The organism is Coleofasciculus sp. FACHB-712 (genome assembly GCF_014695635.1).
Lineage (GTDB): Bacteria > Cyanobacteriota > Cyanobacteriia > Cyanobacteriales > FACHB-T130 > FACHB-T130.
This window is the reverse complement of record NZ_JACJOQ010000518.1, coordinates 25530-39710: the sequence shown is the minus strand read 5'-3', so window position 1 is coordinate 39710 and position 14181 is coordinate 25530. Positions and strand designations below refer to the sequence as shown.

Sequence of the window (14181 nt, the reverse complement as noted above, 5' to 3'; positions counted from 1 at the left end):
AAAGGAGGAACAGAAAATATACTTATCCAATATACTTATCGAATAGATAAAGAAGATGGCAAGGGCGATCGCAGTGCAAAAAACTGTAGCAACGGCTAGAACCTTTATCAGCACCGAAGAACACGGACGTATGTTAAGTTAATCAAGCAAGCTAATCACCTTTTACTTGCGTTAAATATTGCTTTTTTGGAAAAAATGCTCAGCATCAGAGAGTTTTTTACCGCTTGCACCGGGGTATGGACAACAGAAAGAATGTATCATTCTGTCCTTAGTGGTCAGATTGAACGCTCTCATACGGAATATTCGGTAAAAGCCCTGACATGGGAACAAAAGCAGCAAATTTTGTCCTTTTCTTCGTCAAATGGCATAAAGGTAAATCTTGCCCAAGCAACCGAAGAAGAAAATGCCTGTCCTGGGTTTGCGATCGCCTTTGATACCGTCTCGGAAACGGGCGAACGAGTATCCATGAGTTTGAAGGCTTTATTTGTGCCGGATGCCTACGTGGTGCCTGGGGAATCGCCCGCCGAAATCCCCGCTCCACCGATCGTGGCGGAAGTTGTAGATGGGGAAGCGATTAAAGGTTTTTATCTGCGGGATGAGGGATACTCAGAAGCGGGAGCGATCGCGGGGCGCTTTACCTATCAGCCCACTCGCCAAACGCTGGAAATGATCACCTATTATCGACGTTCTGTTGCGGTCGATCAAATGCGGATTGTAGCGCCGGATACGCGGATCAGAACAATTATTACTTACCAACGACCCGAACCCGGAGAACAACCAACGGTAATCGATTTGGTCGGCTTTGGTGTCGAGCGCCGACAAGCGCTATAAACAGCGAATAGCGAATTGCTAATCAGAAGGATTGCTAGTTGCTACAACTATGAAGAGACGGTCTTTTCTGCTGGGTGCTGGAACGCTGACCTTGAGTCAGATGCTTGCAGGGTGTGGAAATTCCCAAAACCCCACACTAAGAGTTAGACTTCTGAAAAATTCCATTCCCGCTCAGCTGTTAACTAAATTTCGCCAGAGCCTCAAGCAATCGGCAACTCTAGATTTTACGCCAGCCACACAGTTAAAAGATTTATTTGCGAGTCTAGAAACTTGGCAGAATCCCGGTAAAGCGAACCAGGGCTGGGGTCGGAACTTACCGCTGATTACCCCGAAAAAACCCGTCATTGCCGATCTAGTGACTTTGGGAGATTTCTGGTTAGCACAGGCAATTGAGCAGAAACTCATTCAACCCCTCGAACTCACACAGGCGGGAGGGTGGAATCAATTGCCAATCCGATGGCAAGAACTTGTGAAACGCAATAGTCAAGGTCAATCTGACCCCGCTGGAAAAATTTGGGGTGCGCCCTATCGCTGGGGAAGCACAGTAATTATCTATCGCCGCGACAAATTCAAATCTTTGGGATGGACACCGACGGATTGGCAAGATTTGTGGCGAGAAGAACTGCGCGATCGCATTTCACTTTTAGATCAACCGCGAGAAGTGATTGGTCTAACCTTAAAACGGTTGGGTCATTCTTACAACACGGAACGGATAGACAGAATTCCTGAGTTGAAAAATACCCTGCAAAAGTTGCACCAGCAGGTGAAATTTTACAGTTCCGATACCTATCTGCAACCGTTATTGCTAGGAGACACCTGGCTGGCGGTGGGTTGGTCAACAGATGTATTGTCGGTGATGAAGCGCGATCGCAACATTGCTGCGGTGGTTCCTATGTCTGGAACCGCCTTGTGGTCAGACTTATGGGTGCAACCTGCTGGTGCTGCGGCGAATCCTCTGTTGCAAGATTGGATTAATTTTTGTTGGGAATCCAAACCTGCTACGGAAATTTCTCTGTTCAGCCGCGCCGCCTCACCAATTGTTGCTGGCATGAACCCAGCAGAGTTACCTGAATTTTTAAAAACGAACTCGATCTTGCTGCCAGATACTCAGATACTGGACAAGAGTGAATTTCTGTTTCCGCTTCCCCAGTCTACGGCGCTTGCGTATCGTTCCCTGTGGCAGGAAATCCGCCCAACGGTTTAGAACGAACTCGCAGACTATCTTGACCAGAGGAGACAATATCCAGATCGCAGACGACTGGAGTGGTACTGAAATTACAAGTGTAGGTTGCTAGCGGTTCTTGTGGTTGATTGGCAATAAACACCCTGGTGTTATAGCCATAATCTCTGGCAACCGTCCCAAAGCTGTTGACAAAGCTATAGCGTCCTATATAGTTCAGAAGGCTCCAGAGTTGTCGGTTTACAACCAAATCCACCCGCTGGCGATCCGGGTACGCTAGCCAGTTCTCTAGTAATTTGCCACCAAACTGTTCCTCCGCCCACCAAAGGCTGGGAACCGTTGGTTTAGCTTGGGACATACTATCGGCTCTAATGACTTGACTTCTCGGTGGGCGAGACTCTGGATCGAGTAGTTTTAAGTCTAAAGGTTCGGGAGAAGGCAGCAGTGTGGGTGGTGTTTGTGCCTGCGTTAACAAAGGGAAAACACACGAAGTAAGAATTGCTAAAGCTGATAACAGCAAGGAAGAAGCAATCTTTTTCCCTGTTTGATGGATCTGACTTCTCGCAGCATTGTCATCTGCCGTGTACGCCTGCCTAAATTGTTTAAGTTTCGCTCCAGATTTGGTTGGTTCCTGTAGAGGTTCCATGTTTACTCGCGCTAATTCATGCAGTTATTGTCTGGTAAGAATTGCTAATGGTTCCAGTGATTGATTCAGCGAACGGTTTGTAAATAAACGTAGATTAATTCATACAACTTGCATCGGCAACCGTTTACCGGCACTTAACAAGGTTTCAAATTCTGCTGCGGGTACGGGACGGCTAAATAGATAGCCTTGCATGGCATCGCAATGCTGCTGGCTTAAGAAAGCCAGTTCAGCGCGAGTTTCTACCCCCTCAGCCGTAACTTTCAAATTCAGATTGTGAGCGAGTTGAATCACGGCGGTCATAATCGCTCGGTTTTGGGTATCGCTAGTAACATCCTGAACAAAGCATCGGTCAATTTTCAAAGTGTCAAAGGGAAATTGTTTGAGATAGCTTAAGGAAGCATAGCCAGTACCAAAATCATCAATTGCAATGTGAATCCCCAACTGTTTCAGTTCATTTAAAGTAGCGATCGCCATCGAAGCATTTTGCACGAGGATACTTTCAGTCAGCTCTAATTCCAAAGCATCTGGGTTCAAACCTGTAGTTTCCAATACTCGGACAATTCGCTGGCTTAAATCAGCTTGGCTAAATTGACGCCCCGACAAGTTCACTGACACGCGGAACGATATAAATCCAGCGTCTCGCCATTTTTGCGTTTGGGCACTGGCAGTTTGCAATACCCACTCGCCAAGCGGGACAATTAAACCCGTTTCTTCTGCCATAGGAATAAATTCAGCCGGTGAAACCAGCCCCCGCGTCGGGTGCTGCCAACGCACTAAGGCTTCTGCACCGCTAATTTCTCCGGTTTGGAGATTTACTTGGGGCTGATAGTACACTTGAAATTCACTTTGTTCTAAGGCACGGCGCAGACTCGCTTCTAGCACCAGCGCTTCGCCATAATCAGCCTTGATGTCCGTCGCATAAAACTGATAGTGATTTCCTCCCAGCTTTTGGGTGTAGGACATCGCCGCTGCTGTCATCTTCATCAGGGTGTCTAAATCTTGCCCGTCGTTGGGATAGAAGGTAATGCCAATGCTGGCAGTGAGGAAGATTTGACCGTCTTCTAAGGAGAAGGGTTCATTCAGCGATGACAAAATCGCTTGGGCGACACTGGCAACCGTTTGTCTTTGACTTAAGGTTGCCAGAATAATTGCAAATTGATCTAAATTCAATCGCGCAATCGTGTCCTGTCGGCTGAGACAGGTGGTGATTCGTTCGACAATTAGTTTAATTAATCGGTCACTCCCTTGATTTCCCAAGATGTCACTAATCCGTTGAAACCGATCTAATCCTAGAAACAGCAGCGGGACAGGTTGAACGTTGAGTGGCTGCTGGGCAGAGGCAAGAGGCGATTCGTTCTCCTGGGTTTTGGAATCGCTTTTGTGTTCATCTTGTCGCTTACTGATAACTTGATTAAACCGCTCTCGCAATAGCAAGCGATTGGGAAGGTTTGTCACGCTATCGTAATGAACTAAGTGATTGAGTCTTTCTGCTGCTTGCCTGAGCGCTAAGGTATAGGGTTGAGTAATGGCTCTTTGTCTTTCGAGGCGGGCAGCGATCGCTTTGAGTATTTCCTCAGGCGTACAAGGCTTGGTTAAATAGTCGTCTGCCCCTAATTCCATCGCTTGACGCAAATCGGCTTTTTCAGCTTTGGCAGTCAGAAAAATGAAGGGAATTGTTGCGGTGACAGGATCTTGACGCAGCGCCATCAAAACACCAAAACCATCTAAATCGGGCATCATGACATCGCAAATAATTAAATCTGGGCGAATCGTTCTTGCTATCTGTACGCCAGCAAGACCATTTTCTGCACCTGTCGCCTCGAACTCTTCTGCCTCCAATAGTTCTAATATGTTTTCGCGGATTGCTTCTTCATCTTCAATAACTAGAATTTTTGCCATTTCTCTAAATTTCCTTTAATTTATGGTTTTTCTTACAAAATCAAACTTTTTATTTCCCCGATGTTGTGCAAACTATTTAATTTATAAAGGTTGTCCTGCTTCCTGAATTTAGATTTTATCAATCTGTAATAACATTTATTTAAGTGAAATTATGCACCCTCTCACTGGACAAAAGTCTATTTTTATACTTTTTAAAAGCCAAATATACCAGCAATATTTATGGGGTTATCCATAAATATTAGACAATTAATTCATTATAATTTCACTCGTGAGGGAAAGTAAAATAATTGAATTTAAAATTTTATATTTAATGCTTATCAAAAATAAATATAAGAAGTTCTTACCTTCCTATAGTAACTAACCTTATTAATCGAACCTAGGTAACGGTCAAGCTGCCTAGAATGAAAAAATCAGCGAAGACAGGAAAAGAATGTAGAGGAAGATTTTTCCCAAGTTTGGTATATAAAGATACCGTTATTAAAATCCTTGCTATAACGGGTTAAAACTAGCCCCTGAAGCTTAACAATCCCCGCTCAACGGTAACTTAATCGTAAAGGTTGTACCCACTCCGACTTCACTTTCTACGGTGATTTTGCCTTTGTGTAAGTCTACAAAGTTTTTAATAATCGCTAATCCTAAGCCAGTTCCAGGAATATTGCCAACATTAGAAGCTCTATGGAAGGTTTCAAACAATCGTTGCCGATCTTGTGGAGGAATGCCAATTCCTCGATCTTTAATTTGGAAGATGGCTTCCCCATTGTGGCAGCTAAGTTCGCATTTTATAATACCCCCCCCTGGGGTATATTTGATAGCATTTGAGAGTAAATTGCTGAGGATGTGGCGCAGCAGTTTTTCATCAATGCAAGCTGCGAGACATTCTCCCTGACTTGAGAAAATTAGGGAATGGCGATCGCCTGCTGTTAGTTGCATTTCTGCTACAAGGTCTTGGCAGAATGTTTCTAGCTCTATCGCGGCAGGGTTAAACTCTGTCTTGCCAGCTTCATTTTTGCCAATAAGCAACACTTCATCTAACATCCCGTCCATCCGTTGAACAGCAGTTTTAATTCGATGCAGATGAATCCTTTTCTTCTCTTCTGTCCATTTAAAGCCGTAATTTTCAAGCAATCCAGCCGAAAACAAAATAGTCGATAACGGGGTACGAAATTCGTGAGAAGTCATAGAAACAAAACGGGATTTTAGTTCGTGCAGTTCCTTTTCTTTTTCCAAAGCATTGCGAATTTCTTCTTCTGCTCGCTTGCGCTGCATGAATAATCCCAATTCAGTTGAAGCGGAAATCAGTTCGATGAGTCGTTCGTCTTGTTCGCAAGATTCAAACATATAAAACACAAGGACAGCCAAAACAGTATCATCAGCAATAATTGGAATTCCTAAAGCGGCTTTTAATCCAATGTTCATTGCCAAATTTACCCTGAAATAAACTTGATGCGACTCACCGGAAACATCTCGTTGCCACTCTGGTTGTTTTGAGACCCAGACACGACCGGGTAACCCAATCCCTGGTGCAAAGGTCAAGTTCTCGCCTCCTTGCCGGAATTCCTCTAGACAAGTGGCACGGCTATACCAACCTCGACTGCATTCGAGAACGCTGTTGTCGGATTGTGGAATCCAGGCTTCCCCAAAATCCCAGCCAGTGGCTTCACACACTTTCTGGAGCGCTACGAATAGCGCTGAGTGAAAGTCTGGAGACTCAAAAATAGCTTGGGTCATGGTTTGCAGAAAATAAACCTCCTCCTCCGTTCGCTTGCGATCGCTAATATCCTCTGCAATTCCGGCAATTCGATAGACTTGCCCTGTCTCGTCCCGAACTGGAAAGGAGCGATCGCGTATCCAGCGAATCGTCCCATCCGGGCGGATAATCCGATATTCGTAGTCGTCCACTTCTTGCTGGCGTTTTTCAAGCCCATCTATCACCGACTGCCGATCTTCTGGATAAATAGAATCCAGCCAAGATTCAGGCTGCTGATAAAGGCTTTCGCAAGTTTGCCCCCATACATGCTCGTAAGGGGGACTGATATAGAGCATTTGTTTCTCATCGGGAGTCGTCATCCAGAAAACTTGCGGAATATTTTTCGCTAATTGGCGGAAACGCTCTTCCGATTCCCGTAGCGCTGCTTCTATCTGCTTGCGTTCGGTAATGTCTTGAATGGTGGCAGTGCTAAATTGAGGGGCACCACCGGGACTGCGAATCAAAGAAACGGTCAAGTAGCCCCAAGCCACATGACCATCCTTGCAGATATAGCGCTTTTCCAAATGGTAAGAATCCTGCTTTCCAGCCATTAACTCTTGGTAAAGTTCCCGGTCTTGCATGGCGTCATCTGGATGCGCCAACTCACTGAAAAGCATCCCTTGTAGTTCTTGTTCGCTATAACCTAAAATTTCCCGAAACTTGGGATTACTTGCCAAAAGCCGCCCCTCTAAAGTGGTCAGGACGACACCCATCGCTTCTCTTTCAAAAATTGTTCGGAATCGCTCTTCACTTTCCCTCAGAGCTTCTTCAGATTGTTTGCGTTCGGTAATGTCCCGATCTATACCGCGATAGCCACAAAATTTCCCAGAGCTATCAAAAACTGGGACGCCACTGGTTTCTAGAACAACTCGATGACCGTTTTTGTGGATGTTGATATTTTCTAGGCAAGAGAATGGTATTGCTTGGGCAGCAATTGGCCCAAAAGTGTTCGCAATCCGGAAGGCTTCTTCCGGCGGCATTAAGTCAAAGGGCGTTTTTCCCAAAACTTCTTCAGGTTCGTAACCTAAGATGTCGTGCACTTTGGGACTTGTGTAAATATAAACAGCATTCTCATCTACCTCCCATACCCAATCGCTGGTAGTTTCCAGCAAATTGCGGAACCGTTCCTCGCTTTTTTGCAATGCCTCCTCTGCCAGTTTGCGTAGCGTGACGTGCCGGAGGCTTTCGCTGATATCCCGAATAATACTTAATAAAACTCTTTGATTGTCAATTACCCAGCTTTGGGAACTGACTTCCACTGGAAAAGTGCTGCCATCTTTGCGGCGGTGAGTGGTAGTAAATAAGATGCCTCGCTGTTCTGCTTGCTCCAGTTGTTGAGCGATCGCTGTATGAGTTGGAGGATCTCGCAAGTCCTGAATGTTTAAGGCAACAATCTCTTCGCGTTCGTAACCGTATGTCTGAATTGCCGCCTGATTCGCTTCGATAATTTGCCCTTGATTCCCAATAAACAAAACAATGTCACGGGCATGTTCCGATAGCAATTGATAATGCTTTAAGGTTTCTTGAGCGAGCTTGCGTTCGGCAATCTCTCCTTGGAGTGCCTGGACAACATCTTCTAGCTCAACGGTACGCTCTTGGACTCGGATTTCTAACGCCTCATTTGCCTGCCGTAAGGCTGTTTCTGCCTGCTTGCATAACATCGTCTGCCGCTGCCTTTCGCTGATATCTGCGGTACTGCCGTAGTAATAGAGAACGCCATCCTCTATGGCAGGTCTCGCTGTAATTTCAAACCAGCGATCGCCTCTATGAAGAGTGTGAAAAAGATAAACAACCCGATAGGGTTCGCCATTGGTAATCGCTTCCCAAGCTATCCGAATTGCTTCTAGGGATTCATGCCCTAAATCGACTCGATCGTCCCAAACTTGATAATTCTCAAAAAATGCCTGTGTAGAAATGCCACTGAGTTCGGTTAAAATATCGCTGGCATAGATAAACTGGGTGGTTGCAGGGCAGAACTTCCAGACAAAACTGGGCAGCATATTAAAAATTTGATTAATCTCGCCAGCACTTCGCTGAAGTAACGCTTCAGCGGCTTTGCAGTCTGTGATATCTTGCAATTCCCCCAAAATCCGAATAACTCTTTGTTTTTGCTCATCCCATTGCGATCGCGCATAATTTCGTAACCATCGAACTTCACCGCTACGGGTCACGATCCGGTGTTCGCTAATCTCAGAGTGGCCAGAAACCAAGTTGAGAAAATTTTGCTGAACTTTTAACCAGTCGTCGGGATGAATAAGCCGCCGCCAGCCATCAAGAGTGATAATTTCCGCGAACGTGTAACCGCTCACTCGCAAAAAGGTCTCTGACACCCATTCGGTTGTCATTTGACCGTCAGGGGCTACTGTTAGGCAATAGGTATCAGAGGTCAGTTCTGAGATAACGCGATATTGTTCCTTACTGTCGAACAGTGCTTGCTCTGTCCGCCTACGGCTGGTAATGTCTTCAACGGTGCCTTCGTAGTAAAGTAGCTTGCCACTGCGATCGCGCACAGCACGGGCATTAGAAGAAATCCAAATGCAACTGCCGTCGGGGCGATTAACCTGAGATTCAAATCCCGTTACGGCATCAGTTTTTTGGAGTAATTGGTACAACTCCAAATTGCTTGCGTGCCAATGAAGATTGCCAATAAGTTCATTTGGTGAGTTGTAGCCATAAATGCGTGCCAGCGCTGGATTCGCATTCATATAGCGTCCATCATCCGTAACTTGATAAATTCCCTCAACGGTGTTCTCAAAGATACGGCGATAATTATGCTCGGATTGTTGCAATTGTAAGCCAGCGCGAATTAGAACATACAACAACCCGCTAATAGATAGAATAAATCCCCACTCTTTCAGCATCTCTAACTGGATTAAAAACGCTAAATTCTTGCTCAGTAAATTAAGTATTTCATTCCCAGAAACAATATAAATAATGCTAATTAATATATAAATAGATACAATTCTGCGAACTAGATTTTCTGTGGAGGTAAGCTGATTTTTCATGACTACCAAATATAGTTATGGAATATTCAAAGCCCACCTTCTCAAAGTCAAACTTTAAACCAACCTTAACCAATGGATTAGCAAAATTCTTTTTTAAGCTATTTTACATAAATCAATGTGTCGGTAATCCAGATCACTAAACATCTTAACAAGAATATATCTTTAGATAGGTGTAAAACTTAAACCAATAAGCTAAAGATACTGTTCATCGTCGGAGTGATAACAGCATCAGGCAAGGGCACAAATACCCTGTCCCTACATCCTGGTTGCCTTAAAATCTGTTCACGCAACTATCTTTACGCAACTACCGTTACGATTATTCCCAAAGCCGACGCCTAGGTTGTCCATTCAGACGCTGGTGAGAATCTCGCAAAAGGGCTGGAATGTCTAAATGTTGAGGGCATCGGGGCAGACAGTCACCACAGTCAGTGCAGCGATCGCCTTTCATCCCCGGAAACCAGTGACCGGCATTTTCAAACATTCGGTAGCGGTATTGACCATACGCTGTCATGTCATAGGCAACCGCTAAATTACGCAGGCGCAATATTTCTGGAATATTGATATTTTCTGGGCAGGGCAAACAAGCGTAGCATTGACTACATAAATCTGGAGAAATTACTCCTAAATGAGCTTGTAAGCGGTCGAAAACTGCAATTTCCTCCGGTTTGAGCGGTTCATCGCGCTCAGCAACCGCCAAACATTCCGTCAATTCGCTGGGGTTCGCTGGGCCAACACTGAGCGTGGTAACGCGGCGATCGCTCAACAGAAACCGATAATTTAGTTCTAGGGGTGAAAAGGGATGGCACAGATGTTGAAGCGTTTCCGGTGGCGTGTAGAGTAGCCCCCCCTTATCCGCTGGTGAAATAATAAAAATTCCCATATCCTTTTGGTTGGCTAACTCAACCGCCGGGGCATGGCGCTGGAAAAAGTAATAATAATGCAGGTTGACGAATTCAAATAAATTGGTGTTAATCGCCGCTAGAATCACATCCAGCGGTCCGTGGGTAGAGAAGCCAACGTGTCGAACTCTGCCATCTGCTACGGCTTCCTGCACCGCCTGCATACAGCCTCCATCCGCTTGCACCCAGTTTAAATGTTCCCTGGTGTTAAGGCCATGAATCGCCAGACAATCCACAAAATCAGTCTGTAAGTTCAAGAGCGACTCATCAATCCACCGACGCATCGTATCGGCGTCACTGCTTGGGGGAAGTTTGGTAGTGATATAAAGCTGTTCTCGCGACTGGGGCAATCCTGCGGCTAAAGCGGCACCGAGATATTCTTCGCTTTTGCCGTAACCCCTCGCGGTTTCTAAGTGATTAATTCCACAAGCAACGGCTTGATGCACCGTCTGGTAGGCATCTTCAAAGGAAGCCAGACAGCGCATCGTCCCGCAAGAAAACACTGAAAGCGGTAAATTTGTTTTTCCAAACCGCCGATAACGCATAAAAAGTAAAAAGAAAGAGCAAGAGACAGCCGCGATCGCCCAAGTAAAAAGTTCATTTTCTTGCTTTTGGCTTTTGCCTTTTTACGTTTGCCCTTGGTGTGCTATGATTCCGTGCTGGAGCCTCCTCGCTGGATCAAATCTTCCGGTCGAAGCTTCGATACAAAATCACGGAAGGCTCGGCGTTCTGCCTCATCGGCATCGCGATCGACAGGGATAGAAGCATCAGCAATGACTTCTTCCATTACCCAAATGGGGCTGCCAGTGCGGATGGCGATCGCGATCGCATCACTAGGCCGAGCATCAATCTCCTTTTTTACCTCACCCTGCCGGACACTCAAGATCGCATAAAAGGTATTGTCCTGAAGCGAGTGAATAATGATCCGCTCTAAGGTCATATTCCAAACGTCCAGGATATTAACCAGGAGGTCATGAGTCAGGGGACGGGGAGGGGTTTGTTTTTCCAAAGCGCTGATAATTGCCTTTGCCTGATCTTGCCCAATATAAATTGGCAAGGCTCGTCGCTCCGAGGCATCTTTGAGCAACACAATCGGGCTGCGCGTCACGGCATCTAATGCAATTCCAGCGACTTTCATTTCAATCATCAGCTTGGCCTCTAGAACACGGTAGGCGTCGGGGGGGATAAAGCAAAGCTATAAACTGGTACTGGAGGTAGTGGGGTTTAACAAACACGCTTGCGGTTCTAATCACCTTACCAAGCGAAGGCACAACCAGCTATGAAGACTTGGTTAAGTTGGGATCAACAAAGCTGTATCTCCCAGTATGCCTCAGTCTTAGGACGATTCGCTGGAGATTTTACTAAAAAATATAGACCGATTGCCTTCATCCCTTCGCTGGTTGTTCGCTATCAGTTATCAGTAGGTCGAAATCCGATTAATTACATCTAAAAACAAGTTGTTTTTCGGTTTTTTCACTGAATCATGAGCAACGATCGTTTGCCAATGACCGTTATTTACCTAATTTCACTTAAAAACAGTGTTTACCGGATTAATTCAAGCTCTAGGAACTATTAATTCTCTGGGAGAAGACCGTTTTGGGCTTTCCTGCGTGGGAGATACTTGTCAGCTGATACTGTCAGATTTAGCGATTGGCGATAGTGTGGCGGTGGATGGCGTTTGTCTGACGGTAGAGGAAATTTCGCCTCAAGGCTTTGTGGCAACCGCTTCTCCGGAAACTCTTAGTCGCACCACCTTAGGACAGCGAGAACAAGCCGCCGCCTACGTGAATTTAGAAACCTCTCTCCGGGTTGGCAGCAAGCTAGGAGGACATTTTGTGACAGGGCACATAGACGGAATAGGCTGTCTGCAAGAGTCGGTACAAACTGCTACTTCCTGGGAAATGCGCTTTGAAATACCGGCAGCAGAGGATGGGGAGCAGCGCCAGATTGCTCGGTACATCATTCCCAAAGGCAGTATTGCGGTCAATGGTGTGAGTCTGACGGTGGCAGATTGCGACCCTGATGGAAGTTGGTTTACGGTAGCGGTGATTCCTCATACTTATGCCGAGACAAACCTACCTTATTTACAGACTGGCAGTTTGGTGAATTTGGAAGGAGATATTCTGGGCAAGTACGTGGAAAAATTTCTGCGTTATCCAGCACGAACATCTGAGCAGAATGCACCCGCTACGATCGGGATGGATGGAATTACACCCGCTTTCTTGGTAGAACACGGGTATTCTTAGAAATCAAAATTCAAAAAGATGAATTTTTAATTCTTAGCTACCTGGTTGCGGGGTTAACGGAGCCGATGACGTTGCTGGAGCTGCGGGAGCAGAATGGGCGGTTTGCAAAGCTTTAATCATTTGCGCCAGACCATATTCCAAGTAGGCATCTGAGTCCACCGCCATCCAGCCTTCTTGCGTTAGCTGGCGGATTTCAAAGTGAAGGTGGGGACCTGTAGAATTGCCGGTACTACCAACCCGCCCAATCACGGTTCCTTGTTCGATCTGTTGACCGGGTTGAACCAAAATTTCCGACAGGTGAGCATAGAGAGTTTCTTGGGTTTCGTTGTGTTTGAGGACAACAGCTTGACCATAGCCGCCCATCCAGTCAGCGATCGCAACCTTCCCCGCAAAAGCTGCCAGAACGGGTGTACCCAGAGGTGCCCCTAAGTCAGTACCTGCATGGAACCGGCGAGTGCCGGAAATTGGATGCGTCCGCCAACCGAAAAGCGAGGTAATTGGCGCAGGAATCGCCAGTGGGAAAATTAAACTGGTATTGCCGTTAGCCAAGCCCCGGAAAATGGTGGGAATCGGGGCTTTGTATTCGGGCACATTGAATGGAATAGAGCTTTGGCTGCTGCCAACGTTATTAGAAGCGATCGCCGTCGATCGAGTAACGGCAGAGGAACCCAAAGACCTAGATCGACGACGGTTAATTGAACGAATGCCTTGAGGGCGATCGCTTCTTGGGCTAATTGCGACAGGACTTGCAGAGGCAACCAAGATTTGCTGACGGATCTCCCGTTCTGGCTGGTTTACCGCCAAACGGGCGCGGCTGACTCTACGATTCGCCAAGCCAGAGGTCCGTAATGCTTCCGGTACGTCTGTGTCACTTGCGTACTCCCTACGGCTTCTGGTCGGGTAGGTTAATCTAGCAGTTTCCCTTAGACGGTTGGTGTTCCTAGAAGGGATCCGTGCAACACCACAGCTTCCACCAGATAAACCTTGCCCGCTCTGCAAGACTCTTTGACATCCTGTTGACCGTTCCGACAGCACAACGGCAGGTGGTTCATCGTAAGAACGAATCGGCTCCTTGCCTCGACTCGTTGCACCAACACTATAGTCAGTCGGATCGATATAACTATTGTTGTAATCGCTGGAACTTATCCCGCTCTTTTCAGCTTTGCTCGGTCTAAGCTTGGGAGGCTTTACATAAGAAATCGTGTTTGGCTCCACCAACCTGGGAGGAGAAAGCTTTGCTTTTCTTGGAACAGCGACCGAAGTCTCTGGTGCTGATACTGGAAGCGAGCGACGACGGACAACTGCGGGTTCTGGAGCAGAACGGCGACGGCGACGGACAGATGTTGTCTCTAACGCACGCTGACGAGCCAATTGGCGACGACGGACACCCGATGAAGCGTTCTCTGCTGCTGGAGCCGAGCGACGGCGTACAACATTTGGCTCTGGTTCTGGCGCTGAAACTGAACGGCGACGAACAACCGTCGGCTCAGTTCTTCGCGGGGAGTGGGTCTCCATTTTTACAGTAGGCGGTGCCTCTTGAGTGGTAGGCGTGCCTATTGTATCTACGCTTGGATCGCTTTGTGCCCAAACTAAGCCGCTGCTGAGGACACCGATACCTCCAATCCAACTAAGTCCCTGCACCAGGGGACGGCGGCAAAACAGACCAAACTGAGTACAACTAGGGTGGTTTCGCTGGCTCATTTCCGAATCACTCCTCATCTCACTCAC

General features: G+C 46.6%; 10 protein-coding genes. 4 read left to right on the top strand and 6 right to left on the bottom strand.

Translation table 11 applies throughout. The features are described 5' to 3' along the window. Positions 1-195 precede the first annotated feature (195 nt). Positions 196-831 carry a phycobiliprotein lyase gene (locus tag H6F50_RS17505; RefSeq protein ID WP_190429678.1) on the top strand — a complete coding sequence of 212 codons (636 nt, stop codon included), beginning with the start codon at positions 196-198 and terminating at the stop codon, positions 829-831. A 49-nt stretch (positions 832-880) separates the two neighbouring features. Beyond that, complete coding sequence (locus H6F50_RS17500) at positions 881-2035, top strand: extracellular solute-binding protein (protein ID WP_190429677.1); 1155 nt, start codon at positions 881-883, stop codon at positions 2033-2035. On the opposite strand, the gene H6F50_RS17495 is transcribed toward H6F50_RS17500, so the two are convergent. The 5 genes from H6F50_RS17495 to H6F50_RS17460 all read right to left on the bottom strand — a co-directional run bounded on the left by H6F50_RS17495 (position 1983) and on the right by H6F50_RS17460 (position 11354). Next, positions 1983-2657 (bottom strand): hypothetical protein, encoded by a 675-nt coding sequence (locus H6F50_RS17495; RefSeq protein ID WP_242029080.1) that lies wholly within the window; start codon positions 2655-2657, stop codon positions 1983-1985. The genes H6F50_RS17500 and H6F50_RS17495 overlap by 53 nt on opposite strands. A gap of 99 nt (positions 2658-2756) precedes the next feature. Further along, positions 2757-4556, bottom strand: a complete 1800-nt coding sequence (locus tag H6F50_RS17490; protein WP_190429676.1) for an EAL domain-containing protein — start codon at positions 4554-4556, stop codon at positions 2757-2759. A gap of 519 nt (positions 4557-5075) precedes the next feature. Then, positions 5076-9308: a PAS domain S-box protein gene (locus tag H6F50_RS27200; RefSeq protein ID WP_242029079.1), complete on the bottom strand. Its 4233-nt coding sequence runs from the start codon at positions 9306-9308 to the stop codon at positions 5076-5078. Between the two features lie 316 nt (positions 9309-9624). Next, a complete protein-coding gene (locus tag H6F50_RS17465; protein WP_190429675.1) occupies positions 9625-10752 on the bottom strand; it encodes an aldo/keto reductase in 1128 nt (375 codons plus the stop codon). A gap of 101 nt (positions 10753-10853) precedes the next feature. Then, positions 10854-11354 (bottom strand): bifunctional nuclease family protein, encoded by a 501-nt coding sequence (locus H6F50_RS17460; RefSeq protein WP_190412793.1) that lies wholly within the window; start codon positions 11352-11354, stop codon positions 10854-10856. A 132-nt stretch (positions 11355-11486) separates the two neighbouring features. Here H6F50_RS17460 and H6F50_RS17455 point away from each other — a divergent pair, with 132 nt between their 5' ends. Then, positions 11487-11657: a hypothetical protein gene (locus H6F50_RS17455; protein ID WP_190412794.1), complete on the top strand. Its 171-nt coding sequence runs from the start codon at positions 11487-11489 to the stop codon at positions 11655-11657. Between the two features lie 88 nt (positions 11658-11745). After that, positions 11746-12453, top strand: a complete 708-nt coding sequence (locus H6F50_RS17450) for a riboflavin synthase (RefSeq protein ID WP_190429674.1) — start codon at positions 11746-11748, stop codon at positions 12451-12453. 33 nt (positions 12454-12486) lie between these two features. Here H6F50_RS17450 and H6F50_RS17445 read toward each other — a convergent pair whose 3' ends face one another. After that, positions 12487-14154, bottom strand: coding sequence for a M23 family metallopeptidase (locus H6F50_RS17445; protein WP_190429673.1), 1668 nt, complete (start codon positions 14152-14154; stop codon positions 12487-12489). Positions 14155-14181 lie beyond the last annotated feature (27 nt).

What these genes read in the sequence shown, in the direction of transcription:
- H6F50_RS17505 (WP_190429678.1), top strand. Translation starts at nt 196, where the DNA reads ATGCTCAGCATCAGAGAGTTTTTTACCGCTTGCACCGGGGTATGGACA.
- H6F50_RS17500 (WP_190429677.1), top strand. Translation starts at nt 881, where the DNA reads ATGAAGAGACGGTCTTTTCTGCTGGGTGCTGGAACGCTGACCTTGAGT.
- H6F50_RS17495 (WP_242029080.1), bottom strand. Translation starts at nt 2,657, where the DNA reads ATGGAACCTCTACAGGAACCAACCAAATCTGGAGCGAAACTTAAACAA.
- H6F50_RS17490 (WP_190429676.1), bottom strand. Translation starts at nt 4,556, where the DNA reads ATGGCAAAAATTCTAGTTATTGAAGATGAAGAAGCAATCCGCGAAAAC.
- H6F50_RS27200 (WP_242029079.1), bottom strand. Translation starts at nt 9,308, where the DNA reads ATGAAAAATCAGCTTACCTCCACAGAAAATCTAGTTCGCAGAATTGTA.
- H6F50_RS17465 (WP_190429675.1), bottom strand. Translation starts at nt 10,752, where the DNA reads ATGCGTTATCGGCGGTTTGGAAAAACAAATTTACCGCTTTCAGTGTTT.
- H6F50_RS17460 (WP_190412793.1), bottom strand. Translation starts at nt 11,354, where the DNA reads ATGATTGAAATGAAAGTCGCTGGAATTGCATTAGATGCCGTGACGCGC.
- H6F50_RS17455 (WP_190412794.1), top strand. Translation starts at nt 11,487, where the DNA reads ATGAAGACTTGGTTAAGTTGGGATCAACAAAGCTGTATCTCCCAGTAT.
- H6F50_RS17445 (WP_190429673.1), bottom strand. Translation starts at nt 14,154, where the DNA reads ATGAGCCAGCGAAACCACCCTAGTTGTACTCAGTTTGGTCTGTTTTGC.